Source organism: Variovorax sp. PAMC 28711 (genome assembly GCF_001577265.1).
Taxonomy (GTDB): domain Bacteria; phylum Pseudomonadota; class Gammaproteobacteria; order Burkholderiales; family Burkholderiaceae_C; genus Variovorax.
On sequence record NZ_CP014517.1, the window covers coordinates 1252571 to 1279263 of the forward strand.

Here is a 26693-nt window from a genome sequence, read left to right on the forward strand (position 1 = left end):
AAACGCAGGCGGCCAAGCGTCTGTCTGGATGTCAACTCTGACCAATTCCATCTTCCACAGGACTTCCCATGAAATCTTCCCTTCTGCCCACCCTGATTCTTGCGCTCGCCGCGCTCGCCTCTGGCGCCGCTATGGCCGCCGCTCCGGTCAAGACAGCCGGCGGCATGCTGGTCAACACCAGCGGCATGACGCTCTACACCTTCGACAACGACACGGCGGGCAGCGGCAAGAGTGCCTGCAACGGCCCGTGCGCCGGACTGTGGCCGCCGGTGATGGCAGAAGCGGACGCGAAGCCTGAAGGCGACATGACCATCGTCGCGCGCGACGACGGCACCAAGCAATGGGCCTACAAGGGCAAGCCGGTGTACCTGTACAAGTCCGACATGAAGGCCGGCGACATGACCGGCGACAACTTCAAGAACGTCTGGCACGTCATCAAGCCCTGATCGACCAGAACCGCAGAGAGCACGACGCTTCATCCCATGCGCGCACAGGACGAAGCCGCGATCGTCGCCTGCATTCCCAGCCTGCGCCGTTACGCGCGCGGGCTGGTGGCAGATACCACTCGGGCCGACGACCTGGTGCAGGACACGCTGGAGCGAGCGTGGAGCCGGTTCTCGCTTTGGCAGAAACGCGGCGACATCCGCGCCTGGATGTTCGGCATCATGCACAACCACTTCATCGACGGTGTACGCGCCAGGAGCAGCCGACCCGAGGACAGCGCGGGCGACGACCTGCCCGAAATCCCGCAGCGTGCCAGCCAGTCCGACGGCATTGAGGTCCGCGATCTGGACCGTATCCTGCAGCGGTTGCCTGTGGAGCAACGCGAGGTGATGCTGCTCATCGCAGTCGAAGAACTAAGCTACGCAGAAGCCGCCGCAGTGCTCGGCGTGCCCATCGGCACGGTGATGTCCCGCCTGGCGCGCGGCCGTGACAAGCTGCGACAGGAACTGCAAGGCCGCGCGCCATCAGCCCAAGTTGCCGCGCCCCTGCGCAGGATCAAGTGACATGGACTCTCCCCCACTCAAACCCATTTCCACCGACGGCATCAAGCCGGTGACCGAAGCCGATCTGCATGCTTTTGCGGATCAGCTTCTGGACCCTGCGCGGCATGTAGAGATCGATGCCTTCCTGGATGCCCACCCGGCCGAACGCCAGCGCGTGGACGACTGGCGCGCCCAGAACCTGGCGCTCAAGCAGTTGCTCGACCCGGTCCTGTCCGAGCCCTTGCCATTGCGCCTGCCGCTGAAGCCGGCGCCGGGGGCGGGCTGGCAGGGATGGCCGTGGCGCTCCCTGGCAGCCGGCGTGGCGATCGCGGTCGTCAGCACCGGGTCGGCCTGGTGGGGCCGTGGCGCCTACGACGGGCAACTGCAGCGCAGTGCCACGCTGGCCGCGGCGCGGGCGGGCACGCTCAATGGTTTTGCCCACCGCGCGGCCGTGGCCCACGTGGTCTACAGCCCGGACGTGCGTCGTCCGGTGGAGGTCGGCGCCGACCAGGAGCAGGCGCTCGTCACCTGGCTGACCAAGCGCATGGGCACCGAAGTGAAGCCGCCCGACCTGCGCGCCCTGGGCTACGAGCTCATCGGCGGGCGGCTGCTGCCGGGCGACAAGGGGCCGGTGGCGCAGTTCATGTTCGGCGGCGCAAAGGGCGAGCGTCTGACGCTGTACGTCACTCGCGAGGACGCCGGACGCGAGACGGCCTTCAAGTTCGGCCAGGATGGCCCGGTGAATGTCTTCTACTGGGTCGACAAGGACTTCGGCTACGCCATTTCGTCAGGCGACAGCAAGTCCGAAATGCTGCGGGTCGCCGAGGCGGTTTACAGCCAGCTTGAAGCACGCAAATAATTTGGTCCTTCGACTGGCAAGATGTTTTGCCATGCGCAAATTTTCAGGAATTGGAACCATGCAGGACAAGTCGCATTGGGAGCGTGTCTACAGACGAAGTCGTCCAGTACGCTGAGCTGGTTTCAACCGCATGCGGACCGGTCCCTCGGACTCATCAAGCGAATTGCTGCTGGCGGTCAGACGCGGGTCATCGACGTCGGAGGCGGTACTTCGACACTGGTGGACGATCTGCTCGGACTGCATGGCTTCGACGTCACTGTGCTCGACATTTCGGAGAATGCGCTCGACGTGGCCCGTCAACGGCTCGCTTTCGACGCCCGGCGGGTGCGATTGCTGGCGGGAGACATCACCCGGCTTGCCTTACCCGCACATGCCTACGACATCTGGCACGACAGGGCCGTCTTTCATTTCATGACCACACCCGAGCAACGCCAGGCCTACATCGCGCAAGTGCGCCAGGCTGTGCGCCCCGGCGGTCACGTCATCGTCGCGGTGTTCGGGCCGGACGGGCCGATGCAGTGCAGCGGGCTCCCGGTGATGCGGTATGCGCCAGATGCGTTGCACGCCCAGTTCGGCGATGCCTTCGAACTGGTCGAACATGCGCCGAAAGCCCATCGGACACTCGCAGGCGTGGAGCAGCAGTTCGTCTATTGCCACTGCGTGATGCACTGAAGCTTGGCTCGTACTTCACAGCCCATCGGGAAACGTGTACGTCACGGGAGACGCCGAGGGTTGCCCGATCACCAGCGCTATCTGGTCGTGCGGCTTGAGCGGAAGGTCGCGCACCGGCGTGAATTGCACCTTGCCGTTGACATACACCCGCAGCGCGCCCCTGAGCCCTGCCACGTTGTCGGCCGCCAACGGCTGTCCCCACACGTCGAAGAAGTTGCCCAGCGTGTACACCCGGTCGTTCGGCGATTCGACATGCAGGATGCCGCTGGCATCATGCGTGTGCAGCCAGTAGAAACCCTTACCGCCACTGACAAAACCGCGATCGATGCGCAGCGGCGCAATGATGCCGATGCCGCGTGGCACTGCGATCTGTTCGCCCTTGTAGTAAATGGCCAGGTGGGCATGGAAATGGGTCTTGAGCATCTCCTGGCTCGAACCTTCGATGCCATCCACCGGCTGGCCCTGGCCGCCATGGGCGGTATTACCGTCAGGAAACACGGACTTGCCGAGTTGCCCACCCTGTATGAGCAGTTCGGCACCGCCGGCGGCTGCGGCCGGCCTGTCGTCGCCATGTGCAAAAACGGGCGGGGCACCGGCTGCGATGGCGATGGCGAATGCCGCTGCAACGAATGGCTGGAAGTTCATCGAGAGTCTCATCGGAAAAATTGAATAAGAGCAGCGCTCGGCCACCGCGGCTTCAGGCCCGCCTCGTGACGAACACGCGGGGCCGCCAGGCATCGACAGGCGCTCCGTTGCGGCCCATCGGCCAGTGGTCAAGCCAGTGCTGCAGCACGGCGACGTCATCAGCCCGCCGCCGCCGGTGCAGCGAGTGTCCCTGGCCCGAATGCGTCAGGTGCACCAGATCGGTCGGCAGCGGTGGGCTCTGGTCGCCGAAGTACCAGAAATTCCACGACACCAGGGCGTTGAGGCCCGCAATGTCTCGCGCGGCCTCGCTGTCGTCGTGCAACGTGTTGGCCACCTGCTTCATCGAGCCGTTCGCCATCGCCCGATAGAAGTTGTCCGGGGGGCCGTCGCCGCCAGGTCGCTTGGCGACAAAGCGCGGGTCCGCCCAGTAGTTGCCCAGCGCCATGACTTCATCGACGCGCATCGCGTAGACGAGCTGGTCGTTGTGGCGGCTGCGCAGGCCGACGATCCAGTCGCCGACACGTGCCGAGCGACGAATCTGCGGCTTGCACACAGCGAGCGAGCACCAGCCGTGAAAAGGATTCGGCGACCCGCCGCGGTCTTGCCGCACGACGTAACGAAAGATGCGCGGGCCTTGGATCACATCGGGCTGCGCAGAACCACCTTGGCTGCATCCATCGGCCCATCGCCTTCGATGACCACGATCGATGCGGTCTTCGGATTGGCTTCCGACTGCAGACGAGTGACCTCGCGGATCTCGCCGATCGCCGTGCCGTCGGCCATTCCCATCGGATTGGTCTTGAAGCTGGCGACGGGCACTTTCTGATCGCCCACATAGATGCTGTAGACCGTCTCCGGCTTGAGCTTGTAGAGGAACAGTTCCAGCGCATCGACCACACCGAAATTGCGTGCCACCACGAAGCCCTTGGCATCGCCTGAAGCGGGCATGAGCGGGATGTTGACCGGCGCGGCGTTGGCCAGCGGCTTCAGGTTGTCCGTGCCGGCACCCGACGGTACGGCGTTCGAAACGTAGACCAGCGCCTGCGGAGCCTGTCCAATCGGCACTGCCGCGATGACTTTGTCGCTGGCGGTATCGATCACCTGGACCGCATCGCCGTTCTCCAGTCCGACGTACATGCGCGTGCCGTCGTCCGATGGCCAGACGCCATGCGGCAGCGCGCCAGTCGCGATGGTGTTGAGCAGCTTCGCCTCGCCATCGGTCGAGTAGACCTTCACGACGTTCTCGCCACCCACGGCGACGTAAGCCAGCGTGCCGCGCGCGGTTTTGGCGAAGCCGAGATGGTTGGTGATGAAGCCGGTGTCGATCACGCTCGTCACCGCCATCGACTTCACGTCGATGCGAGTGACCTTGCCGACGTCCTTGTGGCCCATCCAGACTTCCTTGCCGTCCGGCGTGAACTGCAGGAACGGCGAGAACGGACTCACGACCGGAATGCGCTTCACGATCTTGTACGAGCGCGTGTCGACCACGGCCACTTCGGGCGTGAAGCTCGACACCACGAAGGCGCGCCCACCGTCCGGCGTGAACAGCACCATGCCGGGACCCGGCGCGGTCTCGATCCGGCGTTTCTCCTTGAAGGTCTTCGCGTCGATCACCGAGACGTAGTTTTCTCCGCGCACCACGGCCCAGACCTCCTTGCCGTCGCGCGTGAAGAAGGCCTCGTGCGGCGAGCGGCCGACGTAAGTCACGCCCTTGACCTTGTTGGTCGCCGTGTCGATGAAGGTCACCGAGTTCGAGCCGTTGGCAATGGCGACCAGCGCGCGGTGGTCGGGCGAGAAACCGAGGCCGTGAACGTTGATCTCGCCCTTGTAGATCGGCGACAGCACGTCGGGGCGCTGGTTCCCCAGCTTGATCTGGCCGAGCAATGTGTTGGTGTTCGGGTCGATCACCGACACCGTGTTGGTGTTCTGGTCTGCGGTGTAGACGCGGTCGCCGGGATTGGAAGCGGCCGATGCACCGAAAGATGCAACGGCCAGCGCCGTGGCAAGGACAAGGGGTTTGAGTGAATTCATGAAAGGTCCTTCTTCGACGTGTCTGGAGCGACTACTTGGCGGGTGATGCGTGGCGTGCGAGCCAGGCCTGCATCAGCCGGATCTCGTTGGACTGCTCGGTGATGATTCCCTGCGCGAGGTTGCGCACTTCCGGGTCTTGCGTGTTGAGCAGGATCGACTTGGCCATGTCGATGGCGCCCTGGTGATGGGGAATCATCATGGTCATGAAGTCGTGCGCGGGCTGGCCGTTCATGGGTGCGGTGCGCATGTCGTGGTCCATTACGGCCATGGCATCGCCCATCAGCGCATCGAAGGGCTTGGCCGTGCTGGCCATGAAGCTGGGAGGCACGACGCCCTCGGCTTTCATACTGTGCGCGTGCATGTCGGCCGCCTGCGTCAACGTGCTCCCTGCGACCAGCAACCCGAGGAACCCCGCACGAACGAAGCCGCTGCTCATGCCGCTTTCTTGTTCCATGCGCTGCACCAGCCCGCAGCAGCGACCTGCTTGCCGGCGAACAGCGGGCAGCCGCCCGTCGCTTCCTTGGGCTTGCCTTGAAACAGCTGACAGTTCGCGCAGTTCTGGCTGGCCGCGTGATTGGGGAATTTCTTGGCGTCGACCTTGGTGGTGTCTTCCTTGTAGCCGAGCGCCACGGCCTGAGGATCGGTCTCGGCCAGCTTCGGGCCACCGGACTGTGCGTGGGCGGCGGAGACGGACAGCGCAGTTGCCGCGCCGGCAACTTGCAAGATGAAAAAGCGGCGATTCGTGGGGGTCATTTTTTTAATCTCGTGGGGGGTTTTTAGTCGTTGCCGGAGTCATCGCTCCGGCGATCGGGGGCGTGCTTACTGCTTCAAGACGAACGCAGCCAGCGCTTTCACCTCTTCGGGTTTCAGTGCGGCGAAAGGCGGCATCGGCACGCTGCCCCACTTGCCGACGCTGCCGCCACGGATGCTGGCCTCCAGCTTCGACTGCGCCTGCTGATCGGCCTTGTACTTTTCGGCGATGTCGTGATAGCCCGGACCGACGATCTTCTGGGTCAGGCCATGGCAACTCAGACACGCGTTGCTCGCAAGAAGCGCTTGGACGTTGACACTCCCGCCACCAGCTGGTGGCGCGGCCGCAGCACCCGGTGACGTTGGCGGAGCGGGCGGCGCAGACGCTGGTGTGGATGCGGCGATCACACTGGCGTCTGTGGCCTTCGCAGACCCGTAGGCGACCGCCAAATAGGCACCCAACTGCTTGACTTCGTCATCACTGATCGGCGCACCGTAGGTGTGCTGCATCTTGGCCATCTCGGCGGTCCACTGCGTCTGCGTCATGCCGGGTGGCTGGTAGTTGACGTAGTCCGCCGAATGGCAGATCGCGCATTTCTGCATCGCGATGGCGTAGCCCGGCAGCTTCGACGGGCGCAGCTTCGACGTGTCGGGCTGCAGCTTGATGTCGGGCGGCGCGGCCAACGCGTTGAACGCGATCAACACGCAGCAGCCAAGAACGGCGCGGGCCAAAAAAGTGGTGGTTTTCATGGCGTGTCCTCAGGCGATGGTGACCGGCGTGGACTCGACCACATGGCGGCGGTAACCTGCCGGATTCCAGTCCACCGTGGCAGGCTGGCCTTCGCCCTTCTGATTGGTCGCGCGGACCATGAGCACGGCTCGGCCCTTCTTCGCGAAGCTCACCGGTGCCCGCCATTCCCGAAACGAGAAGCGCCCCAGATCCTTGCCGAGCGTCGCCGCCTTCCAGCTCTGGCCGCCGTCGATGGAGACTTCCACCGTCTTGATGCCGGCACCGCCATCGAAGGCGATGCCCTTGAGTTCGATCGAGCGAGCGGAAGGCAGGATGCCACCGGCCTGGACGCTGGTGATGAAGCTGCGCACGGGCAGCGTCGAGATCGGCCGCGTCTTCGCCGCTGCGGAACCCGGTGCCACGCACTGGCAGTCGTTGTCGGGCACGCGGTAGGCGGTCGTCATGAACAGCGCGTCATGGCCGTCGAACACATGGTCGATGACCTCGATTTCCGAGAGGTGCTTGACCCAGTAGGTGCCGAAGTAGCCCGGTACGATGAGCTTGACCGGGTAGCCGTTGAGGAACGGAAGGTCCTTGCCGTTCATGCCCCAAGCGAGCATCGGTTCGTCCTGCAGCGCGTGTTCGATGTCCAGCGCCTTGCGAAAGTCCGAGGTCGCGGGCAGCACCGGCGTGTCGAGGCCGTTGAAGGTCACCTGCCGGGCACCCGCAGCCACACCCGCCTTCTCGAGCACCTTGCGCAGCGGCACGCCGACCCAGCGGGCATTGCCCATCGCGCCATTGGCGAGCTGGGCGCCGAAGACGCGCGGCGACGAGTACCCGCGGCTGTTGCCGGAACACTGATTGACCGCCACCACTTCCACAGGCTCTGCCAATGCCTTCAGATCGGCCAGCGACAGGTTCAGCGGCGTGTTGACCTTTCCCTTGACGGTGAGCCGGTAGGTAGCAGGGTCGACCGCCAGCGGGATGTTGGCCAGGTGGTAACGCACGAAGAAAGCGTCGTTGGCGGTGATCGGCCCTTCGTTAAAGACTGAGAACGGCGTTTCCAGATGCGGCGGCCGGGTGTGAACGCGAATCAGCGGCCGTTTTTGCGGGTACGTCACCATGGGGCGCGGTCCGTCGGCAAAGGTCACGCCTTCGCCAGTATCGCGACCAGCCGCCAGCGCGGCGAGCGGCGACGCACCCAGCGCGAGAAGACCGGCGCCCTGGACGAAGCGCCGACGGGATGGAGGGCGCTTGGCGTCGTGCTGCGCGGTGGGTGTGGCTTCGCGACCTGATCTCATGGTTTGTCTCGTTTGTTAGATAAATACAGTGGCTATTCAGGGTGTCTTCCAACCCCACTTCTCGAAGATTGCTTGTGCTGCAGGCGATCTCAGGTAGTCCACGAGCGCTTCTTCACGGCGCGGCCTTCTGCATCTTTGCCGCAGGCGCAGCCAGCGTCGCCTCCACACGGTTGCTCGCCAAGTCCACTTTGGCGATTCCCAAGTCTTCGTTCAGAACATAGGCCGTCTTGCCGTCGCGCGTGAAGACGATGGCTTGCCGCGGCTCCTTGAATCCGGTGATGGTGGCGACCACGCTCTTGCTCGCTACATCGATGACGGACAGGGAGTTGTCGCCCAGGTTGCCGGCGTAGACGCGCCTGCCGTCGGGCGACAGCGCCGCACCATACGGGTCCTTTCCGACGGGAATCGTCGACTCGATGGCGCGCTTGTCCAGATCGACGACCGCGATGGTGTTGCTGCCGCTGTTCGCAGCGAAGAGCGTCTTGCCGTCGGCGGTGACTGAGATCGCGCGCAGCTTGTTGAACCCGGTGATCTCGCCGTCGATCCTGTTGGTCGCCGTGTTCACGATGGTGATCTTGTCGCCCATGAAGTTGGTGACGTACAGCGCCGATCCGTCGGGACTCAGGCGCACGCCCTGGCGCGGCTGCGCGAAGCCGGTGATGACGGCGCGCGGTTCGCCGCTTGCGAGATCGAAACGCGTGACGGTGCTGGCGGCCTGGTTGTTCACGTACATCGTGGCGCCGTCCTTGCTCAGCACGGTGCCGAAGGCACCGGGGCCTGCCGGCAGGCTGCTGACCGTCTTCAGGCTGGACGTGGCGATCTTCGCCACGGTGCCCAGGCTGCTGTCCGAAACATAGAAGAACTCGCCAGACGGCGCGAACACGATGTTGCGTGGCGTCACGAAGCCATCCAGCACCTTGCGCACCTTGCCGGTCTTCAGGTCGTAGACGACGACGTCCGGGCGTTCGCTGTACGACACCACGGCCGTGCCCTCGTCCGGGCTGAGCGCCAGCGAATTGTTGTGGATGGCACCGTCGAAGGTCCAGCGCTGCGTCGCACTTGCGGACGCTGCGACAGGCGCCGGCTGTGCCGTGACCGTCGAAGGGATCGAGGCGAGTGTCGAGAGGGCGAGGCACAGCGAGAGTGCAAGAGGACGGAGTTTCATGAGATTCTTTCGGTTGTCTGGATGGATGGACGAATGGCGGGGGCGATTTATTCCAGGTCCGCCCTGTCATTTGAGGAGTGCAGTGATTCCCGCGTTGATGGCGAAGCCGCCGCACACCAGCCAGACGAAGAGCACGGCCGCCAGCGCCAGCGGCTTGATGCCGGCCTTGCGGATGGCCGAGACGTGCGTCGTCAGCCCGAGGCCGGCCATGGCCATCGCCAGCAGCACGGTGTCGATGTCGATCACCTGCGTCACCACCGCATGGGGCAGCAACGCGAGCGAGTTGAGCCCGGCGACCGCCACGAAACCGAGGGCGAACCAGGGAATCACGATGCCGCCGCGTGGCGAGGCTTTGCTTTCGTCGCCGCCGTCGACAGCATCGGCATCCTTGGCGCTGGAGCGGGAGAGGTAAGCCGACAGGATGATGAGGAACGGCGCCAGCATCATCACGCGGACCATCTTGGCGATGACGGCGGTGTTCGCAGCCTGCTCGCTGACGGCACGACCGGCAGCGACCACCTGTGCCACTTCGTGGATGGTCGAGCCGGCGAACACGCCGTAAGCGGTCGGCGACAGGTCGAACAGCCGGTATTGAGCGACCAGGTGATACAGCACCGGATACAGGAAGATCGCCAGCGTGCCGAACACCACCACCGTGGCCACCGCGACCATCACCTGCTCGGCGCGACCGCGCACGACGGGTTCGGCCGCCATCACAGCTGCCGCGCCGCAGATCGAACTGCCGGCGCCGATCAGCATGGCCGTCTTGCGGTCGAGCCCGAAGACTCGGGTGCCGAGGAAGCAGGCGAGCCCGAAGGTGCTGCACAGCACCGTGGCGTCGATCGCGACGCCGGTCCAGCCCACGTTACCGATGTCCTGGAAGGTCAGGCGCAGGCCGTACAGGATGATGCCCAGGCGCAGCAGGTTGGCCTTGGAAAAGGTCACGCCGCCGCCGGCCGCGGCGCCTATGCGGGGGTAGACGGTATTGCCGACCACCATGCCCAGCACGATGGCCAGGGTCAGCGCGCTGATGCCGTTGGACTGCAGCCAGCCGATCTTGCCCAGTTGGATCGACACGAAAGCCAGAGCGCCCGTGAGTGCGAGACCAGGAACCAACAGGCGTACACGGTGCATCGCTGCGGGGGTGTGCGTCAGGTGGGCTGCGGAAGTGGCGGTGTGCATCGTTTTCTCCATCACGTCGTTTTCGGAAGGCATGAACGAACTTTGAACCGGCACGATCTATCCGACAAACGGATACTTCCGCTATAACCTAGCCATCGAACAGGTAACGAAAGCGTTTGGATGCGCCTGACATTGCGTCAACTCCTGATCTTCACGGCCGTGGCGGACACCGGCAGCACCACGGCCGCCGGTGAGCGCGTCGCACTGTCCCAGTCGGCAACCAGTGGCGCACTGAACGAACTGGAGAGCCTGCTCGGCGCCCAACTGTTCGACCGCATCGGCAAGCGCTTGCTGCTGAACGACAACGGCCGTGCGCTGCTGCCGCAAGCCAGGTCATTGCTCGACGGCGCACAGGAGATCGAAAGCCGGTTCGGTCTCGGAAGCGCGGGCGCTGACACCGCGCCGCTGGTCACGCGACTTCGCGTCGGTGCCAGCACGACGATCGGCAATTACGTGCTGCCGGCGCTGATCGCCGGCTACAGCAGGACGTGGCCCGGTGCCGCAGTGGATGTCGTCATCGGCAACACGCGCGACATCGCTGCGGCCGTGACCCGCCTGGAGGTCGACATTGGTCTGATCGAAGGGCCCTGCCACGAGGCCGAGCTTCGAGTGACGCCATGGCTTCAGGACGAGTTGGTCATCGTGGCTGCACCGACGCATGCGCTGGTGCAGGAGGGCGTGCAGGCACGCGTTCCGTTGAAGGCCTTGCGGCAGGCACGCTGGTTGCTCCGTGAGCCGGGTTCCGGCACGCGCGAGGCCGTGGAGCACGTGTTGCTGCCGCACCTCCACCACCTGGACGGCGACATGCAGCCGGGCAGCACCGAGGCGATCAAGCAGGCGACGGCCGAAGGCCTCGGGCTGGCTTGCCTGTCGCTGTGCGCGGTGCAGGACCTGGTGACACTCGGCAGACTGGTCGTTCTGCGAACCACGTTGCCTCGTCTGACTCGCCGCTTCTATCTGGTGCACCATCAGAAAAAGCGCCTTTCGGGCAACCTGCAACGCTTCGTGGCGCACTGCGAGCGTCTTGAAATGGAATCCCCGTGGCTGCCAACGAATTTCCCGAAGAAGTAGCGTCTCCCAGACGCGGTCGTGCGCGCCTGTGGGCCATGGGACCGGCTGCCGAAACGTTGCGCGTCTGGTGGTGGGCGGCCGTGACGGGCGCGCTCGCTGCGGCTGCCGTCTTGGGCTTCCGGTGGTTGACGCAATGGGTCGAGGAACTCGCGACCGGTCAGCGCGGCGGACTGGTCGAAGCCGCGTTGTCGTTGTCGCCCTGGCACCGCGCGCTGGTCTGCACCTTGGGCGGCTTGCTCGCAGGGCTGGTCCTGCAAGGCGGAACGGCCTGGGCCAGGCGGGGCCCGGGCGGCGCGGCGAACCTCGACTACATCGATGCCGCGCGCGCAGGAAGAGTCGACCTGAACGATCGAACGACGTTGACACGCACCGTGTCCGCGCTCTTATCCGTCGGCACGGGCGCTTCCATCGGACGCGAAGGGCCGATGGTCCAACTGGCTGCCTGGGTCAGTGCGCGGCTGGCACGACTCGTCGCGACGGCGCCGGAACAACGCAACACGCTGCTGGTGTGCGGCATCGCCGCAGGCATCGGCTCGGCCTATCACGCACCCATTGCGGGCGTCGTCTTCGTTCTGGAACTGGCGCTCGGTTTCCTCGCGCGCCACACGGTCGCTCCGGTGCTGATCGCGTCGGCCACGGCCAGTTCACTGATCTACTGGCTGGTCGAACCCAAACCGCTCTACGACGTTCCGCCTGTCGTCATGGCACCGACGAGCCTCGGTATCGCCTTACTCGCCGGCGTGCTGTTCGGGGGGTTGGGCTGGGGGTTGCTGGCGCTGCTGGAATCAGGGCGAAGCTGGTTCGCGCGCATCCGTACGCCAGTCCTGCGCCTGGGACTCGGGGGCTTGCTCGTGGGCCTGTTGTCGGCCTGGGTGCCGCAGGTCTGGGGCAATGGCTACAGCGTGGTGTCGCAGGTGCTTCACGGTGACCACGCCTGGCAATGGCTCGCGTGGGTGCTGCTCGCAAAAGTGGTGGCGACGACGCTGAGTTCGGGCAGCGGCGCGATCGGCGGTGTGTTCACGCCATCGCTCTTCGTCGGGGCGACCGCTGGAAGTGTCTTGGCCCAAGTGGCGGCGCTCTGGTTGCCGGCGGTGTGGGTGGGCGATCCGCGTCTGCTCGCGGTGGTCGGCATGGCGGCGGTGCTGGCCGCAGTCACCCATGCACCGCTGATGGCGATCGTGATGGTGCTGGAGATGACAAATCAATTCCAGCTCACCGTTCCCGTGATGCTAGCCTGCGGCGTGGCCTACGCCATCAGCACACAATTCGGCGCGCGACCGCTCTATGGCAATCCGATCGAATCGCCGATGGCGCAGAAGCCGAATCCCTGAGCCTGTGTTAGATCGCGGGTTCTGCACGCAGCGACTTGCGACGCTCAATGCCTTCGAAGACGATCATTCCGGTGAGCATCGCGGCGGTGAAGACAAGCGCCTCGCTTTCCCCCATTCCGAGCGCCACCAGACCCGGTCCAGGACAGAAGCCCGCAAGGCCCCAACTGACACCGAACAGCAGGCTGCCGAACGCCAGGCGGTCGATCGCTCGCGCGTTTGGCCATCTCACTGTTTCGCCCAGAAGGGATCGCGAGCTGAAGTTGGACAAGGCCGAGCAATTTGACTCCGCGTCGGGAATCGGAATCAAGGGCGTCGTGAGCGTCAAGACCCTTGCCATCGGCAATGCGACGTTGATGGAGCAACTGGGCATCGATGTAGTGCCGCTGGCGAACCAGGCCGAAGTTTTGCGCGCGCGAGGGGCCAGCGTGATGCTGCTTTGTGCAAGCGCCGACATTGATCGGGCCAGGTCGACCGACTGCAGTCAGTCTGAAGCGGACAGCAAAGCGGGGAACGCGACGAACATGCGTTAGATACGGATCCGGCTCGAAGCTTGCAAGCACTGCCGAGACGCGCCGGCGAACCAGGCAAGGGTGATGAATACTCGCATGGCCGTTCAAGCATCGATCGCGTGCGGCCCTGCCAGAAACCTCTCGGCCGGCGTCGGCACCAGCAGCCCCTTCGCATCGTCGAGCGTGCCTTGGAGCCACCGGTCGACATGTTCCCGTTCGATCAGCACCAGGCTGCGCTTGTCCTGCTTCTCAGGCGGTAACGGCATTTTGGTCGCTGGATCCACCTCGGGCTTGTGCATGCGGCTCATCAGCGGATGCGCGTTCGCGTTGAGGGTGAGCATCGTGTAACTGTCCACAGTCTCGCCCGTCTCCGGGTCAATCCACCGGCTCCACAGACCTGCCACTCCCCACGGCGCACCGTCGGCCCGGCGGAATTGCCACCAGACGTTCTTGCCGGTCTCCCAGTTCGGCTCGTCGAAGCTCGAGGCCGGCACGATGCAGCGCTGCCCGGCACGCCAGGCGCCGCTGAACGTGGGCCGGCTGTTGACTGATTCGATGCGCGCATTGACCGTGCTGAGCCTCTTGGGCTTTTCGCCCGGACCGCGCGGCCGGGTCATCGGGATGCGTGTATTGCTCTCGGGCGGAATCATTCCCCACTGGCCCCATGCCAGCTCGCGCGAGCCGTCGTCGGCAGCGTTGCGCAGGAACGGCCCAGTCGCCAGCGGAAAGAGGCTACGCGGGCTCGGGAAAGGGTTGTTGGGGGTGCGTGCGCCGATGTGCCAAAACGCTTCTATTTCTCGTGTCTCAGGGGAGATGTAGCGGGTGCACATGGACCACATGCTACGGGCTGCAGCCATTCAGCGGCAGCCTGGGCGGGCGAAAGCGCAAGAAGGTGTGAGTCGTTCGACAGGTCCGTCGCCAACTCCTCCAGTACGTCCGGATCGACCGTGCGCCAGTGCTGCTGCAGCCGGTGCGCACAGGCCGCGATCCAGATTTCAGCGGTGGTGTCGTTCATGGCGTCATCCTAGCTATATACTGGATGCATGTACAGTATTCCGCCTTTTGCCGCCGAGGTCGCAGTGGAGCCTGTGGTGCTCCCGTTGCCTGTGGTCGAAGGCAAGCTGCGCGCCGGATTTCCATCTCCTGCAGACGACTTCGCCATTCGGCGCCAAGACCTCAACGACCTGCTGATCACCCATCCGCTGGCCACCTTCTACTGGCAGGTCAGCGGCCAGTCGATGGTCGAAGCCGGCATCGGCGACGGCGACCTGCTGGTGGTGAATCGGGCCATCACCCCGATGCACCGTCACATCGTCGTGGCCCAGGTCGATGGCGACTTCACAGTCAAGTACCTGTACAAGCGCAGCGGCCGCATCAAGCTCACCACAGCCAATCCCACTTTCCCCGAGATCACCTTCAAGGAAGGCCAACAGCTGACATCTGCGGCGTCGTCACCGCCGCCATCAAGCGGTTCGTGAAATAGCAGGTCCACGGATACGCCATGTACGTGCTGATCGACGGCAACAACTTCTATGTGAGCTGCGAGCGCGTGTTTCGCCCAAGCCTGCAGGGCCGACCGGTCATCGTCCTGAGCAACAACGATGGTTGCGCCATCGCCCGCAGCAATGAAGCCAAGGCACTCGGCATTGCGATGGGGGCGCCCTGGTTCCAGATCCGCCAGTCCTTGCCCGACGCGGGGGTGGTCGCCCTGAGTGCCAACTTCACGCTCTACGGCGACATGAGCAACCGGATGATGGCGATCGCCGCCGGTCTCGGGCCGGGCCAGGAGATCTACAGCATCGATGAATCCTTCATCGACATGAGCACCATGCGCGGTGATCTGGTGGCACGCAGCCACCGGGTGCGCGAGCGCATCCTGCAGTGGACCGGCATCCCCACGGGCATCGGCATCGGCGCCACCAAGACCCTCGCCAAGCTGGCCAACCACGTGGCCAAGACCGCCGACCGCAAGCCCGGCAGCTACCCGATTGAGTTTGCCCGCGTGTGCAACCTCAGCGCACTCCCGCCCAGCGATCTGGAGGCCGTGTTTGCTGCCACGGCGCTGGGCGAGGTCTGGGGCATTGGAAGACGCATCGGTGCGCAGTTGCAGGAAGCCGGGCTCAAGAGCGTGCTGGATGTTGTGCGGCTCGATCCGGCCATGGTGCGAGGGCGCTGGTCGGTGGTACTGGAGCGCACGGTGCGAGAACTGCAGGGCCAGCAGTGCGTCGGCTTCGAGGACGAAGCACCGGCCAAGAAGGAAATCGCCAGCACTCGAAGCTTCGGGCAGCCGGTGACCCAGCTGGCCGACCTCATCGAAGCGGTCAGCCAGTTCGCCAGCCGCGCTGCGGAGAAGCTGCGTAAGCAAGACAGCCGTGCCGGCCAGGTGCTGTGCTTCATCCGCACCAGTCCCTTCCGGCGCGACGACAAGCAGTATTCGCGCTCAGTGACTGTTCCGCTGCGAAGACCAACTTCTGATACGGCGGCCTTGGTACAGGCGGCGGTTCACGGGGCCAAGGCCATCTTCAGGCCCGGCTTCAACTACGCCAAGGCCGGCGTGATGCTGCTCGACCTGCAGGATGCCTCGGTGGAGCAGCACGAGCTGGCACTCGATGAAGGGCCACCGGATCGCAGTGCGCTCATGGAGACGATGGACCGGCTCAACGAACGGTATGGGCGGGGATCGATTGCACTGGCTAGCACGGGGAAATCGAACGGGCAGCGGACCTGGACGATGAAGCAGTCGTTGAAGACGCCGGAGTACACGACGCGGTGGGCGGATGTGCCGAGGGTGTTGGCTTAAGTTCGGATTCGCGGTGAAGCAAAGGACCGCTTCGCAGCGATTGCTGTCAGCCGATGGTCCTGCATCAGTGCACGCTCGCGGCCGCACTTCGGACATTCAGCTGGCGCCGACTAGTCTGCCGCGCCTTACGTCGCTGGCATCAGCTGCCTCACGACAGTGGGGCAGGAAGTTCTCTGAACCTTCTATCGCCCGTTAACGGCAACGTGACGAGATGTATCTATGATGGGGAGACGAGCGCGAAAAGACATTTCATGCTGTCTTGGGAGCGCATCGACGGCAGTAGCCCAGTGCATAAGTGATGTTCTAGAGGACCTTGCTCGGTGAAGATCAGAAAAATAGAAATTAAGAACTTTCGAGGCGTGAAAGAGCTTGACTGGAGCCTTCCCAGCGCAGACATCTTTTGCCTGATTGGAAAAGGGGACTCTTCTAAATCCACCATCCTTGAGGCCATCAGGTATGCCTTCTACCCCCAGTGGAACCTGACCCTAGGCGACGCGGATTTCTACCAGTGCAAGGTAGCCGACTCCATCGTCATAGAAATCACTATTGGAGCATTGACCGAAGCCTTCTGCGCCTTGGACAAGTACGGCCAGTACCTCCGTGGCTGGAATACTGCCGCCCTTACGCTGACTGACGAACCTGAAGATCACCTTGAGAGTGTCCTGACGGTGCGGCTGAAGGTTGACAAAGACCTTGAGCCCAAGTGGATGGTTGTTTGTGATCGCCATCCTGGCGGTGTTCCGTTCAAGCAAGGCGATAGAAACAAGGTCAGTGTCGGCCTCATCGGTGCCTACAGCGAGAAACAGCTTTCATGGGCTACAGGCACGGCGTTGGCGAAGCTCACTGAGGCCCAGAGCCTGAACGATCTGCTGGCAACGGCCTCTCGCACGGCCAGAGCCTCTTTGGATGCGGACCGGCCTGTCACCCTCAAGAATTTCGATGCAGCGGCTGAGAAGTCTCAAGACATCGCGAAGCTGTTAGGTGTGCCGGTATCAGACGCTTACAAGGCTCACCTTGACCTGGCTTCCATCAACCTAAAAGTGGGTGGGTTGGCCCTCCATGACGGTGACATTCCTCTTCGTCAGCTAGGTCTTGGATCGCGGCGAATGCTGCTGTGTGGCATTCAGAAGATGGGTTTGGAAGAAGGCCACATCACATTGTTTGACGAGGTGGAGTTCGGCTTGGAGCCGCATCGAATCACCCGCCTGATCAAGCACGTCCGTGAGGACCAGAGAGGTCAATACTTCCTAACCACGCACTCACCAACGGTCCTGCGGGAACTCACCGTAAAAGAGCTGTACGTCGTGCACAGTACGGGAGGGGTCGTGCAGATCACTTCCGCAGCCAGGGACGGTCTAGAACAGCTTGAGGTGCAGGGAAAGATTCGATCCAGCACCGAAGCGTTCTTGGCGAAGAAGGTTGTGGTCTGTGAGGGCGCTACCGAAGTTGGGTTCGTGCGAGGTTTTGACGATCACCAAGTCGGCAAAGGAAAGGATCCATTTTCTTATCACGGCGTTGCCCTTTTGGACGCGAGGGGGGCCAGCAAGATCAAGGATTTAGCGAAGGCGTTCAAGTCGCTCGGATACGACGTTTCAGTGCTTGCGGATGCAGACGCTGAAGATCAGTTTTCAACCGCTGATGAAGCGGAACTCGCGAAGGTTGGTATCCCCGTGCATGTGTGGAGCGACAAGTACTCCCTGGAGGAGCGAGCATTCCAAGATCTGCCTTGGGTGAGCGTCGTGGGCAGCTTGAAGCTTGCGCAGAATGAGCTGAGTTACCCGGTTTGTGACCAAGTGCGCTCCAGAGTTCAGGAAGCACTTGATCCAGACCTTGAGAAGTGGCCTGAGAGTCCAAAGCTGCGAACCGCTATTGGGTCCGCCGCGAAGAAGGCCGGTTGGTTCAAGGACACCACGCGGGGCGATCAGTGGTTCAAGGTCGTGAGCCCTGCGTTTAACGACGCCGCTTTTCTAAAGAAGAATTTGGCCGTCGAACTGGAGGCGCTTTGGACTTGGGCTGCGCATGTCTGAGGAACTGGCTCTCAAGCTCAGCGACTTCACTACCAAGGGGTATGTGATAGCGCCTGCCGGCTACGGCAAGACGCATCTCATCGCCATGGCAGTGAAAGCCGCTACCAAACGGCAGCTAATCTTGACCCACACCTTCGCGGGTGTGAACTCAATCAAGACCAAGATGAATGTTCTTGGTGTGCCTGCTTCCAAGTACCAGATCGACACGATTGCGAGCTGGTCACTTCGGCTTTGTCTTGCCTACCCGAAGACTTCTGGGTGGAAGGCGGAGCACCCAACCAGCAAGCAGTGGAACAAGCTCTACGAGTGCTGTTCTGAGTTGCTGGGTAAGCAGTTCGTTCGCCGCGTTGTCGCTGCCACCTATGGCGGTGTCTATGTAGACGAGTACCAGGACTGCTCCGATCTGCAACACTCCCTTGTCTGTGCTTTCGCTGAACTCATGCCGTGCCGAATTCTGGGCGATCCTATGCAGGCCATCTTTGACTTTGGGGGTGACGAAGGCAAGCCTGTCGATTGGGCCGTGAGTGTCTACCCGACCTTCATGTGCCTCGGTCAGCTAGAGACGCCATGGCGCTGGAAAACCGCCGGCGATCCTAACCTTGGAGCTTGGCTCAAGAACGCAAGGGAGACTTTAGAACAGGGTCAAAAGATCGATCTTCTGAACGCCTTGCCTGCATGTGTAAAACGTGCTCACACGACCCCTGAATTCTTGTCGGCAAAGCAGTATTCCTCGCTCATTGGTTTGCTTGCGCATAACGAGAGTGTGATTGCTCTTCATGGCGGCGATCAGCAGTCCAAGAACAAGACCCATCTCTTGGCAAAAACCATGGGTGGGCGGTTCTCTTCCATCGAAGAGGTTGAAGGCAAAGACCTTCATTCGTTCATCAAGAAACTTGTTGCAGCTAAGACAACGCAACTGGGCTTTCTGCTGGTGCTGGAGTTTGCCAAGAAGTGCTTCACTGGCGTAGGCGACATCTTGACCGCTGGCACGAAGAGAGGCGAGGTCGCGAAGCAGCGCAAAGGGACCAAGTACCCTTTGGTCATGCATGCCGCGAATGCTTACCTAAAGGAGCCGACCAGTGCTCAACTCAAAGCCTTCTTCTTGGCCTTGAAGGCCAACCCTGAAACGTCTGCCTATCGTCGCGATCTGCTGTATCGATTCCTCAACGTGCTGAAGATTCACGTTGACGGTGGAGGGGCGACGCTGACAGAAGCAGGAAACTTATATCAACGCGACTTGAGGCACACGGGGAGGCCGATCAGCCACCGAAAGCTCATCGGCACAACGCTGCTGGTGAAGGGGCTGGAGTACGACCATGCGGTCATCCTCGATGCAGATACTCTGGACGCGAAGGATCTGTATGTAGCAATGACCCGTGGCGCCAAAACCCTGACCATAGTTGGCGAGCAGCGGCACCTGCCGGCAATGTAACGACTTCATCAAGAAGCTCTTGCTGGTTCTGCTTCAGGTCGTCCGTCCCTCTACATTGAGCGAGTTGCCATGGCAATGCCCTAGGCCGTCCACCGCAGCCTGGAAGATGATGAACGTGGTCTAGGTAAAGCCGTCCCGCACCCTCAGCCGACCTCTTATTGATTTCCATCCGAAGTTACTCTGCAGGTCCCGCAGGGCGGCGTACACATGAATTACCAGTTGGACGTGCGGCGCCCCGTGCGCGTGACTTCAGTGACCGAGGGTGATCAAAGTCTCGAGATCCACACGGACGAGGGCGAGTGGTCGGCCTCAGCGGTCGTCAGCGCAACGGGCACTTGGTCCATACATCGCCGCATACCCACGGTCGGCGAAGTTTCGAGGCGCGCAGGTCCACTCCGCCCTGTACGACGGGCCAGCTGCTTTCGTGAGGCAGAAGGTCCTCGTGGTTGGCGGCGGCAACTCCGGGGCGCAGATCTACGCGGAACTGTCTTCCGTCGCCAAAGCACAGTGGATTACCCAATAGGAGCCCGCATTCCTGCCCGATGAGCAGCGCTCTCAAGGCCTCCGTGCTTGCGTGGAGTGACGCAGGCTAAACGCCCTGCCTTTGTCCCCAACCTCGGCGCTACTTTGACGTACACCAGCTCGCTGACGAGTTCCACCAACGTCTGGGTCACGATCACGGCAGGCACCCAGGGCAACGCACCGGGGATGGCCAGTCCCAAGGGCAACACCACCAGGGAGTTGCGGGTCGCCGAACTGAAGGCAATGGCCCTTCCTTGATCGGCTGGCAAGCGACACAGGCGGGCGACACCCCACCCGAGCATCGGGGCTGCGATGGCGAACGCGACATAGACCGGAGCGACTGCGCGCACAGCGTCCAGTGCCAAGCGAAGCTGCGGCGCGACGGCCGCCACGACAACGAAAAGAACTGCGGCCATTGCGGGGACGGGGAACAGCCCGAGCCAACCGACGGCATGCTCCCCAGCGGTCCATCGGACCGCCCAGGCCTGGAACACGGCCGCCAGTGACAAAGGCACCGCGATCAGCCAGATGAATGCATGCACAAAAGGCTCCCACTGGACCAAGAGAGCGGCGGCGTTCCCCATGAAAAAACCAAGGAAAACGGGCAACAGGACCATCTGTGCCGCCAGCAGTAGCGGAGTGGATGCCAGCAGCGGCTTGGCATCTGCTTGCCCAAGATGGGCGAAGGTCACGACGTAGTCGATGCATGGTGTCAGCAACACCAGCAGCACGCCGACCCGCAGCAGCGGGTCTTGCGGCATCCAAGGCAACAACACGGCGACCAGCAACGGTACAGCCACGAAGTTAGCCAGCAGCAGCGCGCCGAGGAAGCGCATGTTCGACCAAGCACGACGCAACTCTGTCAGCGGCACCTGCAGGAACGTCACGAACAGCATGAAGGCCAGCAAGGGATCGATGGCCAGTGCCATCACTGCCGAAGCAGGCCATTGCCACGCCAAGATGCCGGCAAGGACCACCGCGGCGAAATAAATGAGAACCTGCCGGGTTTCGAGAGCGGAGCGAAGAGAGAGAAGGGACATGCGTTCCTGACGTGCTCAATGGGGCTACGTGGCAGCGCCTGAGCCAAAACCGCGCCTCCATGTTGTGGCCCTGGCTCTGCCGAGGACCGGTTCAGAGTCAATGCGGCAGGGGCTCTGCGTTCTTCAACCTAGGGCACCCAAGCCGGCAGTAATCAGTGCGTTCCGTGGACGTGTTTGCGCACCGAGTTCTCGCTCGACCCTGCTACCTCGGTCGAGAGCTCTTTCAGGATGCCGCAGCAGCCCGCCGCGCTTGATTCGGCGCATTGGGCACGGAGCGTTTTCAATTGCTTTTCGAGCAATTTCAATTCTCGGATGCGCTCGGCCACGTGCCCGATGTGCTCATCGAGCAACTCGTTGACGCCCTCGCAATTTTCCTGCGGCGTTTCCTTGAAGCGCAGCAGAGAGCGGATCTCACCAAGCGCCATGTCGAGCGACCGGCAATGCCGGATGAAGACAAGGCGCTCAATGTGCTCGTTCCCGTAGGACCGGTAGTTGTTGTCAGCTCGCATCGGAGAGGGCAGCAAAGCTTCCCGCTCGTAGAAACGGATGTTCTCAACGCTCGTTCCTGTGGCCTTGGCCAACTCGCCGATTTTCATTTTGGCCTCCAAGAAAGTCTTGACTCTAAACCCACTTCAGGGTTTCCAATGGTTTCATGTCAAATGCCCATCCTGGCGCCGTCGCCATCCCTGCCGCCGAAGACTGTTGTGGTTCGGCCTCCTGCTCCACGTCGACAGTAGATCCGGCTCCTGCCCTGGACAAGAGTGCTGGTCTTGAGAACGCATCGATGTCCGCCTCAGCGTCGGATGCCTGCTGTTCTGCAGAACCTTGCTGTGCGCCAGCGGCAAAGTCGGCCGTGCCGGTCGCAGCGATTCCCGCCGATGCGAGCGTTTTTCGCATCCCAGCCATGGACTGCGCCGTTGAGGAAAGCGACATTCGCCGAGCGCTGGACAAGGTCGAAGGCATCCGCAGCCTGAACTTCCAGCTCGGCGCGCGCACGGTGGCGATCCAAGCCCCTGAGGACGCCATCGCAGCAGCTGTCGCGGCCATCCGGAAGGCCGGCTACGAACCAACCCCGGTTGACGTCAAAGCAGAGGCAGAAGCTGAAGGCGAGGATGACCATGATCATGAACATGGCGCCGGCGTAAAGCGCCTCGCAGCGGCTCTGGTTTTGGCCATCGGTGCTGAAGCGTTCCACTTTTTATCAGGCGACGCCCCTGCGTTGAAGTACGCCGGCCTGGTGGTCGCGGTGCTGGCCATCTGGCTCTCTGGCGTTGAGACGTACACAAAAGGCATGAAGGCCCTTGTTCGCGGTCGTCTGAACATCAATGCCCTGATGAGCGTCGCTGTCACCGGTGCGTTTTTCATCGGTCAGTGGCCAGAGGCTGCGATGGTGATGGCCCTGTACGCGATCGCTGAACTGATCGAAGGGCGTGCTGCGGATCGAGCGCGAAACGCCATCAAGGGGTTGATCGCACTTGCGCCCGAAGAAGCCGATGTGCTGCAGGCGGACCGGACCTGGAAGGCGGTCCAATCGAAGAGCGTCCCCCTGGAGGCCGTTGTGCGGATTCGCCCCGGTGAGCGGGTGCCGTTGGACGGCATCGTCACCGAAGGGCGCAGCGCAGTGAACCAGGCCCCCGTGACCGGGGAGAGCTTGCCGGTCGACCGCACGGTTGGCGATCCGGTCTACGCCGGCACCATCAACGAGACGGCAGAGCTGCAGTTCCGTGTGACCGCTGCCGCCTCCAATACAACCTTGGCCCGGATCATCCATGCCGTTGAGGAGGCGCAAGGCACGCGCGCTCCCACACAGCGTTTCGTGGATCGCTTTGCCGCGATCTACACGCCCGCCGTCTTCGCGTTGGCGTTGGCGGTTGCCGTGCTAAGCCCTTTGCTCTTTGGCTTCGCCTGGCTGGACGCGATCTACAAGGCCTTGGTTCTCCTGGTGGTGGCATGCCCCTGTGCGCTGGTCATCTCGACCCCCGTCACAGTCGTCAGCGCGCTCGCCTCTGCCGCACGCCGAGGCATCCTCATCAAGGGCGGAACGTACCTGGAAGAAGCTCGCAATCTGAAGGCGCTGGCGCTCGACAAGACGGGCACGATCACCGAAGGCAAGCCTCAGCTGGTGGAGTGGAGATCTCTTCGCAGCGGGGACGATGCGGGTCCGATCGGGCGCATCGGCATGAGCTTGGCCGATCGATCCGACCACCCCGTTTCCAAGGCGATCGCCCAAGGGCTGGGGTTGCCAAAGAGCGATGTTGCTTCGTTTACAGCGCTGCCAGGCCGTGGCACGGAAGGCATGATCGGTGGGCGGAAATACGCCCTTGGCAACCTTCGCCTTGTCCAAGAACGAGGCCAGCTTTCCACAGAACTCGAATCGGAGCTGAGGAAGCATGAGGAACAAGGCCGCACCGTCACGCTGCTGGCCGATGAAGACGGCGTCCTCGCGATCTTTGCTGTGGCGGACACGATTAAGGAATCGTCGAAGCAAGCCGTTGCCGAACTGAAGGCGCTGGGCGTCGTTCCTGTGATGCTCACCGGCGACAACGTCGCCACCGCCAAGACGATCGCCGCGCAAGCGGGCATCGATCAGGTGCTCGGCAATCTGCTGCCGGAGGACAAGCTCGCCCAGATCGAAGGGATGAAGAAACAGCACGGCATGACAGGCATGACGGGCGACGGCATTAACGATGCCCCCGCGCTTGCTCAATCCGACATCGGGTTCGCAATGGGTGGCATGGGTACGGACATCGCCATGGAGGCGGCCGACGTCGTTGTCATGAACGACGACCTGCGACGCATCCCTGAGACGATCCGCCTGTCCCGGCGAACCCACACGGTCCTGATGCAGAACATCTCCCTCGCCTTGGGCATCAAGGCGGTGTTTATGGTGCTCGCCGTTTTTGGCACGGCCACCATGTGGATGGCCGTCTTTGCTGACATGGGGGCCACCTTGCTCGTGGTCGCCAACGGCCTCCGGCTCATGAAGGCAAAAACGCAAGCCTGACGGCTGGCTGCACTGCATCGTGACGATGCAGTGCCATTCGAGGAAGCAGTTCCTCTTAGTGGTTGAACGAAAATCCTTGTCGTTCTTATTCAGGTTGAAGATGAAGCGCTTGCTGTGGGTGTTCTCGGTGTGGATGTGTGTTTGGGGCGTTGCAGTAGCTCAGACGGCATCGCGAGGTACTGACGAGGGTCCTCGCCAGCTCTGGCAGTTGCTGGACTATGTCGCCGTGGACTACGGGGGTGCCGTCGCGAAGGGCGCTGTCGTCAGCGAATCCGAGTACGCCGAGATGCGCGACTTCACGGCCAACGCAGTGAACCAGGCGCGCAGCCTGCCGACGCACGCTTCGAAAGACGCCGTGGTTGCCGCGGCCACCAAGCTGCAGGAGGCAGTCACCAACAAGGCCGATGAAGCCGACGTGGCTCGACTTGCGCATGAAGCTGAAGCGCTCCTGATTGCGGCCTACCCCATCCCTGTCGCACCCAAAGGGCTGCCTGATCTGAAGCGTGGCGCATCCCTGTTCCAGGCCCAATGCGCCTCCTGTCACGGCGCCGCGGGTGCTGGTGATGGCCCCCTGGCTGCGCGGCTGGACCCACCCCCGATCGCCTTCACCGACCGTGAACGCGCGCGCTCGCGAAGCCTCATGGCCCTCTACCAGGTCGCTTCTCAAGGCGTGGCCGGTACGTCGATGCCGAGTTTCGCCACGCTGCCTGACGAGGATCGATGGGCGCTGGCGTTCTTTGCCGGAACGCTGTCTTACGACAGCAGCATGCGTGAGCGTGGCGAGCAACTGTGGAAGCAAGATCCTGCTGCACGGAAAGCATTCCCAGATCTGGCTGCCGTGACCACGACCACCGAGGCGGCGGCTGCCGGCAAGATCGCCTCTGAGGCCGCTCGCGACATCACCGCATTCCTGCGCAGTCAGCCCGAAGCAGCTTCGGCGGCTGCAAACGCCGGCGGCCTGACGCTGTCTCGCACGCGCTTAGACGAAAGCCTTGCAGCGATCCGCAAGGGCGACAAGCCGTCAGCAACGCGTTTGGCGCTCTCGGCCTATCTGGACGGTTTCGAGCCCTTGGAGCCCTCGCTGGGCGCGCGCAACAAGGCGCTCCTCACCGAGGTCGAAAACGGCATGCTGGCCTATCGCTCAGCGATCACCAACGACACGCTGGCCCAGACAGAGGCCGCTGCGCAAAAGCTCGATTACCTCTTTGCCGAGGTGGAGAAAGAGCTGGGTGGCCAAGCCGCCGAGCCGCTCACCACTTTCCTGGGCTCGCTCACCATCCTGCTTCGCGAGGGCCTTGAAGCCTTGCTCATCGTGGTCGGCATGATCGCCTTCCTGAAGAAGGCCGATCGTCCCGACGTCCTGCGCTACGTGCATGGCGGCTGGATTGCAGCCCTGGCCGTTGGCGGGCTCACCTGGGGCATTGCGACGTACTTCGTGAACATCAGCGGCGCGAGCCGTGAAGTGACTGAAGGGCTCTCTTCGCTCTTTGCAGCCCTCGTCTTGCTCAGCGTCGGGTTGTGGATGCATCAGAAGAGCGCTGCAGGCCGCTGGCAGGCCTACCTCAAGGAAAAGCTCTCATCAGCCATGTCGAAGCGATCAGCTTGGGCCTTGTTCGGCCTGTCGTTCATCGCGGTCTACCGTGAGGTGTTCGAGACCGTGCTTTTCTACTCGGCGCTGTCGGCCGATGGGAACGGAAACGCCTTGCTTGGCGGGCTCGGCGTGGGCGTCGCACTGCTGGCGATACTCACCTGGGTGCTGCTCAAGACCAGCGCCCGGATGCCGATAGGAAAGTTCTTCAGCATCAGCTCGATCATGGTTGCCGTGTTGGCGGTCGTCCTTGCGGGCAAGGGCATGGCCGGCCTGCAGGAGGCGGGTTGGCTCAGTGCTACCCCGATCATGGCGCCACGCATCGATTTGCTGGGGGTGTACCCGTCAGCTGAGACGGTCACTGCGCAAGTCGTCGTTTTGGCGATTGCACTCTTTGGCTTCGTGATGAATGCCTACAGGGCTCGCCAGTTGCGGCACGGCTGAGTTGCACGGGAGGCGTTGACCTTGAGCCGACTTCATGGCTTCCAATCAGGCGAAGACTGACTTGGTAGGAGAGATCTTGAAGCTCACTGTTTTCAATGTCCCAAAGATGGACTGCCCCTCGGAAGAGCGTCTCGTGCGAATGGCGCTGCAGGGCGTGACGGAGGTCCAGCGTCTGGACTTCGATCTGGGTGAGCGCGGCCTAAGTGTCACCCATTCGACGTCGCCAGAGCGGCTGCTCGAACTGCTAGTCCCTTTAAAGTTCGGAGCAGCCAGCTTCGCTCATACCTGGAACAGGCCGTGGTGCTCAGCGACGAGGGTGTGGTTGACCTGCCGGCCGGCAGTCTGGCGCATCGCGCGGAGCAAACCGAAGCCGACGATGGAGAGGACCCTTTCGTGCCGCTTCAGGCGATGGTCGAAGAGGCAGAGCGGCGGCACATCCAGCGAGCACTGGAGCGCGCAGGCGGAAGTGACTCCGGCACGGCGGAACTGCTTGGCATCAGCCGCAAAACGCTTTGGGAAAAGATGTAGCGCTTCAAGGTCAAAGCAGTCGATGACGCAGACATGGTGGCCGATGCGCCACGGCTTGTTCAGGCGGAGGCAG

30 protein-coding genes and 1 pseudogene are annotated in these 26693 nt (G+C 62.8%); 16 read left to right on the forward strand and 15 right to left on the reverse strand.

The window, feature by feature from the left end:
• The first annotated feature begins 68 nt into the window (after positions 1-68).
• From AX767_RS06360 to AX767_RS06375, 4 genes are all read left to right on the forward strand, one after another.
• Positions 69-446: a COG4315 family predicted lipoprotein gene (locus tag AX767_RS06360; RefSeq protein ID WP_068629666.1), complete on the forward strand. Its 378-nt coding sequence runs from the start codon at positions 69-71 to the stop codon at positions 444-446.
• Between the two features lie 36 nt (positions 447-482).
• On the forward strand, positions 483-1007 hold the full coding sequence (locus tag AX767_RS06365; protein ID WP_068629668.1) for an RNA polymerase sigma factor: 525 nt from the start codon (positions 483-485) through the stop codon (positions 1005-1007).
• 1 nt (position 1008) lies between these two features.
• Entirely contained in the window at positions 1009-1845 is an 837-nt protein-coding gene (locus AX767_RS06370) for an anti-sigma factor family protein (RefSeq protein WP_068629670.1), read from the forward strand.
• Between the two features lie 219 nt (positions 1846-2064).
• Complete coding sequence (locus tag AX767_RS06375) at positions 2065-2517, forward strand: class I SAM-dependent methyltransferase (protein WP_237288572.1); 453 nt, start codon at positions 2065-2067, stop codon at positions 2515-2517.
• 15 nt (positions 2518-2532) lie between these two features.
• Here the strand turns inward: AX767_RS06375 and AX767_RS06380 are convergent, their stop codons facing one another.
• The 10 genes from AX767_RS06380 to AX767_RS06420 form a co-directional block, all read right to left on the reverse strand.
• Positions 2533-3207 carry a hypothetical protein gene (locus AX767_RS06380; protein ID WP_156480975.1) on the reverse strand — a complete coding sequence of 225 codons (675 nt, stop codon included), beginning with the start codon at positions 3205-3207 and terminating at the stop codon, positions 2533-2535.
• 7 nt (positions 3208-3214) lie between these two features.
• Entirely contained in the window at positions 3215-3805 is a 591-nt protein-coding gene (locus AX767_RS06385) for a hypothetical protein (protein ID WP_068629674.1), read from the reverse strand.
• The gene (locus tag AX767_RS06390) at positions 3802-5196 is read right to left on the reverse strand and encodes a YVTN family beta-propeller repeat protein (protein WP_068629676.1); all 1395 of its coding nucleotides are present in this window, start codon (positions 5194-5196) and stop codon (positions 3802-3804) included. The genes AX767_RS06385 and AX767_RS06390 overlap by 4 nt, the downstream gene beginning before the upstream one ends.
• A gap of 31 nt (positions 5197-5227) precedes the next feature.
• Complete coding sequence (locus tag AX767_RS06395) at positions 5228-5650, reverse strand: DUF305 domain-containing protein (protein ID WP_082448434.1); 423 nt, start codon at positions 5648-5650, stop codon at positions 5228-5230.
• Positions 5629-5949, reverse strand: coding sequence for a high-potential iron-sulfur protein (locus tag AX767_RS06400; RefSeq protein WP_055839826.1), 321 nt, complete (start codon positions 5947-5949; stop codon positions 5629-5631). Before AX767_RS06400 ends, AX767_RS06395 begins: the two co-directional genes overlap by 22 nt.
• Positions 5950-6015: 66 nt before the next feature.
• Positions 6016-6696, reverse strand: a complete 681-nt coding sequence (locus tag AX767_RS06405) for a c-type cytochrome (protein ID WP_055839823.1) — start codon at positions 6694-6696, stop codon at positions 6016-6018.
• Between the two features lie 9 nt (positions 6697-6705).
• A complete protein-coding gene (gene sorA, locus AX767_RS06410) occupies positions 6706-7977 on the reverse strand; it encodes a SorA family sulfite dehydrogenase catalytic subunit (protein WP_055839820.1) in 1272 nt (423 codons plus the stop codon).
• 36 nt (positions 7978-8013) lie between these two features.
• Complete coding sequence (locus tag AX767_RS22245; protein ID WP_429589728.1) at positions 8014-8145, reverse strand: substrate-binding domain-containing protein; 132 nt, start codon at positions 8143-8145, stop codon at positions 8014-8016.
• Complete coding sequence (locus AX767_RS06415; RefSeq protein WP_082448433.1) at positions 8090-9142, reverse strand: YncE family protein; 1053 nt, start codon at positions 9140-9142, stop codon at positions 8090-8092. Before AX767_RS06415 ends, AX767_RS22245 begins: the two co-directional genes overlap by 56 nt.
• A 66-nt stretch (positions 9143-9208) precedes the next feature.
• On the reverse strand, positions 9209-10324 hold the full coding sequence (locus AX767_RS06420; protein WP_055840464.1) for a YeiH family protein: 1116 nt from the start codon (positions 10322-10324) through the stop codon (positions 9209-9211).
• A gap of 120 nt (positions 10325-10444) precedes the next feature.
• On the opposite strand from AX767_RS06420, the gene AX767_RS06425 reads away from it, so the two are divergent.
• Together AX767_RS06425 and AX767_RS06430 are read left to right on the forward strand one after the other, a co-directional pair.
• A complete protein-coding gene (locus tag AX767_RS06425) occupies positions 10445-11395 on the forward strand; it encodes a LysR family transcriptional regulator (RefSeq protein ID WP_055839817.1) in 951 nt (316 codons plus the stop codon).
• Positions 11365-12726, forward strand: coding sequence for a chloride channel protein (locus AX767_RS06430; RefSeq protein ID WP_236698428.1), 1362 nt, complete (start codon positions 11365-11367; stop codon positions 12724-12726). The genes AX767_RS06425 and AX767_RS06430 overlap by 31 nt, the downstream gene beginning before the upstream one ends.
• 7 nt (positions 12727-12733) lie before the next feature.
• Here AX767_RS06430 and AX767_RS20935 read toward each other — a convergent pair whose 3' ends face one another.
• Positions 12734-13051, reverse strand: a complete 318-nt coding sequence (locus tag AX767_RS20935; protein ID WP_156480976.1) for a DUF6691 family protein — start codon at positions 13049-13051, stop codon at positions 12734-12736.
• On the opposite strand from AX767_RS20935, the gene AX767_RS06435 reads away from it, so the two are divergent.
• Positions 13041-13256 (forward strand): hypothetical protein, encoded by a 216-nt coding sequence (locus AX767_RS06435; protein ID WP_082754865.1) that lies wholly within the window; start codon positions 13041-13043, stop codon positions 13254-13256. The two genes, AX767_RS20935 and AX767_RS06435, sit on opposite strands and share 11 nt — an antisense overlap.
• A gap of 83 nt (positions 13257-13339) precedes the next feature.
• On the opposite strand, the gene AX767_RS06440 is transcribed toward AX767_RS06435, so the two are convergent.
• Entirely contained in the window at positions 13340-14065 is a 726-nt protein-coding gene (locus tag AX767_RS06440; protein WP_068629681.1) for an SOS response-associated peptidase, read from the reverse strand.
• A complete protein-coding gene (locus tag AX767_RS21535; RefSeq protein WP_082754867.1) occupies positions 14026-14250 on the reverse strand; it encodes a hypothetical protein in 225 nt (74 codons plus the stop codon). Before AX767_RS21535 ends, AX767_RS06440 begins: the two co-directional genes overlap by 40 nt.
• Before the next feature lie 28 nt (positions 14251-14278).
• On the opposite strand from AX767_RS21535, the gene AX767_RS06445 reads away from it, so the two are divergent.
• From AX767_RS06445 to AX767_RS22250, 5 genes are all read left to right on the forward strand, one after another.
• Positions 14279-14713 (forward strand): LexA family protein, encoded by a 435-nt coding sequence (locus tag AX767_RS06445; RefSeq protein WP_237288573.1) that lies wholly within the window; start codon positions 14279-14281, stop codon positions 14711-14713.
• A gap of 23 nt (positions 14714-14736) precedes the next feature.
• Positions 14737-16035, forward strand: a complete 1299-nt coding sequence (locus AX767_RS06450) for a Y-family DNA polymerase (protein ID WP_068629683.1) — start codon at positions 14737-14739, stop codon at positions 16033-16035.
• A 320-nt stretch (positions 16036-16355) separates the two neighbouring features.
• Positions 16356-18062 carry an ATP-dependent nuclease gene (locus tag AX767_RS06455; protein ID WP_068629685.1) on the forward strand — a complete coding sequence of 569 codons (1707 nt, stop codon included), beginning with the start codon at positions 16356-16358 and terminating at the stop codon, positions 18060-18062.
• Positions 18055-19494 carry a UvrD-helicase domain-containing protein gene (locus tag AX767_RS06460; RefSeq protein ID WP_068629687.1) on the forward strand — a complete coding sequence of 480 codons (1440 nt, stop codon included), beginning with the start codon at positions 18055-18057 and terminating at the stop codon, positions 19492-19494. Before AX767_RS06455 ends, AX767_RS06460 begins: the two co-directional genes overlap by 8 nt.
• Positions 19495-19756: 262 nt before the next feature.
• A complete protein-coding gene (locus AX767_RS22250) occupies positions 19757-20017 on the forward strand; it encodes a hypothetical protein (protein WP_210392564.1) in 261 nt (86 codons plus the stop codon).
• Here AX767_RS22250 and AX767_RS06465 read toward each other — a convergent pair.
• On the reverse strand, positions 20007-21056 hold the full coding sequence (locus AX767_RS06465) for an arsenic resistance protein (protein WP_082754869.1): 1050 nt from the start codon (positions 21054-21056) through the stop codon (positions 20007-20009). The genes AX767_RS22250 and AX767_RS06465 overlap by 11 nt on opposite strands.
• Before the next feature lie 152 nt (positions 21057-21208).
• On the reverse strand, positions 21209-21652 hold the full coding sequence (cadR, locus tag AX767_RS06470) for a Cd(II)/Pb(II)-responsive transcriptional regulator (RefSeq protein ID WP_068629689.1): 444 nt from the start codon (positions 21650-21652) through the stop codon (positions 21209-21211).
• A gap of 188 nt (positions 21653-21840) precedes the next feature.
• Here cadR and AX767_RS06475 point away from each other — a divergent pair, with 188 nt between their 5' ends.
• The 4 genes and pseudogenes from AX767_RS06475 (at position 21841) to AX767_RS06485 (ending at position 26620) form a co-directional block, all read left to right on the forward strand.
• A complete protein-coding gene (locus AX767_RS06475) occupies positions 21841-24060 on the forward strand; it encodes a heavy metal translocating P-type ATPase (RefSeq protein ID WP_082754871.1) in 2220 nt (739 codons plus the stop codon).
• A 100-nt stretch (positions 24061-24160) separates the two neighbouring features.
• Positions 24161-26092 (forward strand): cytochrome c/FTR1 family iron permease, encoded by a 1932-nt coding sequence (locus tag AX767_RS06480; RefSeq protein ID WP_068629694.1) that lies wholly within the window; start codon positions 24161-24163, stop codon positions 26090-26092.
• A gap of 139 nt (positions 26093-26231) precedes the next feature.
• Positions 26232-26291, forward strand: a pseudogene (locus AX767_RS21865) (hypothetical protein); the annotation flags it as partial.
• Between the two features lie 98 nt (positions 26292-26389).
• Entirely contained in the window at positions 26390-26620 is a 231-nt protein-coding gene (locus AX767_RS06485) for a helix-turn-helix domain-containing protein (protein ID WP_068629697.1), read from the forward strand.
• Positions 26621-26693 lie beyond the last annotated feature (73 nt).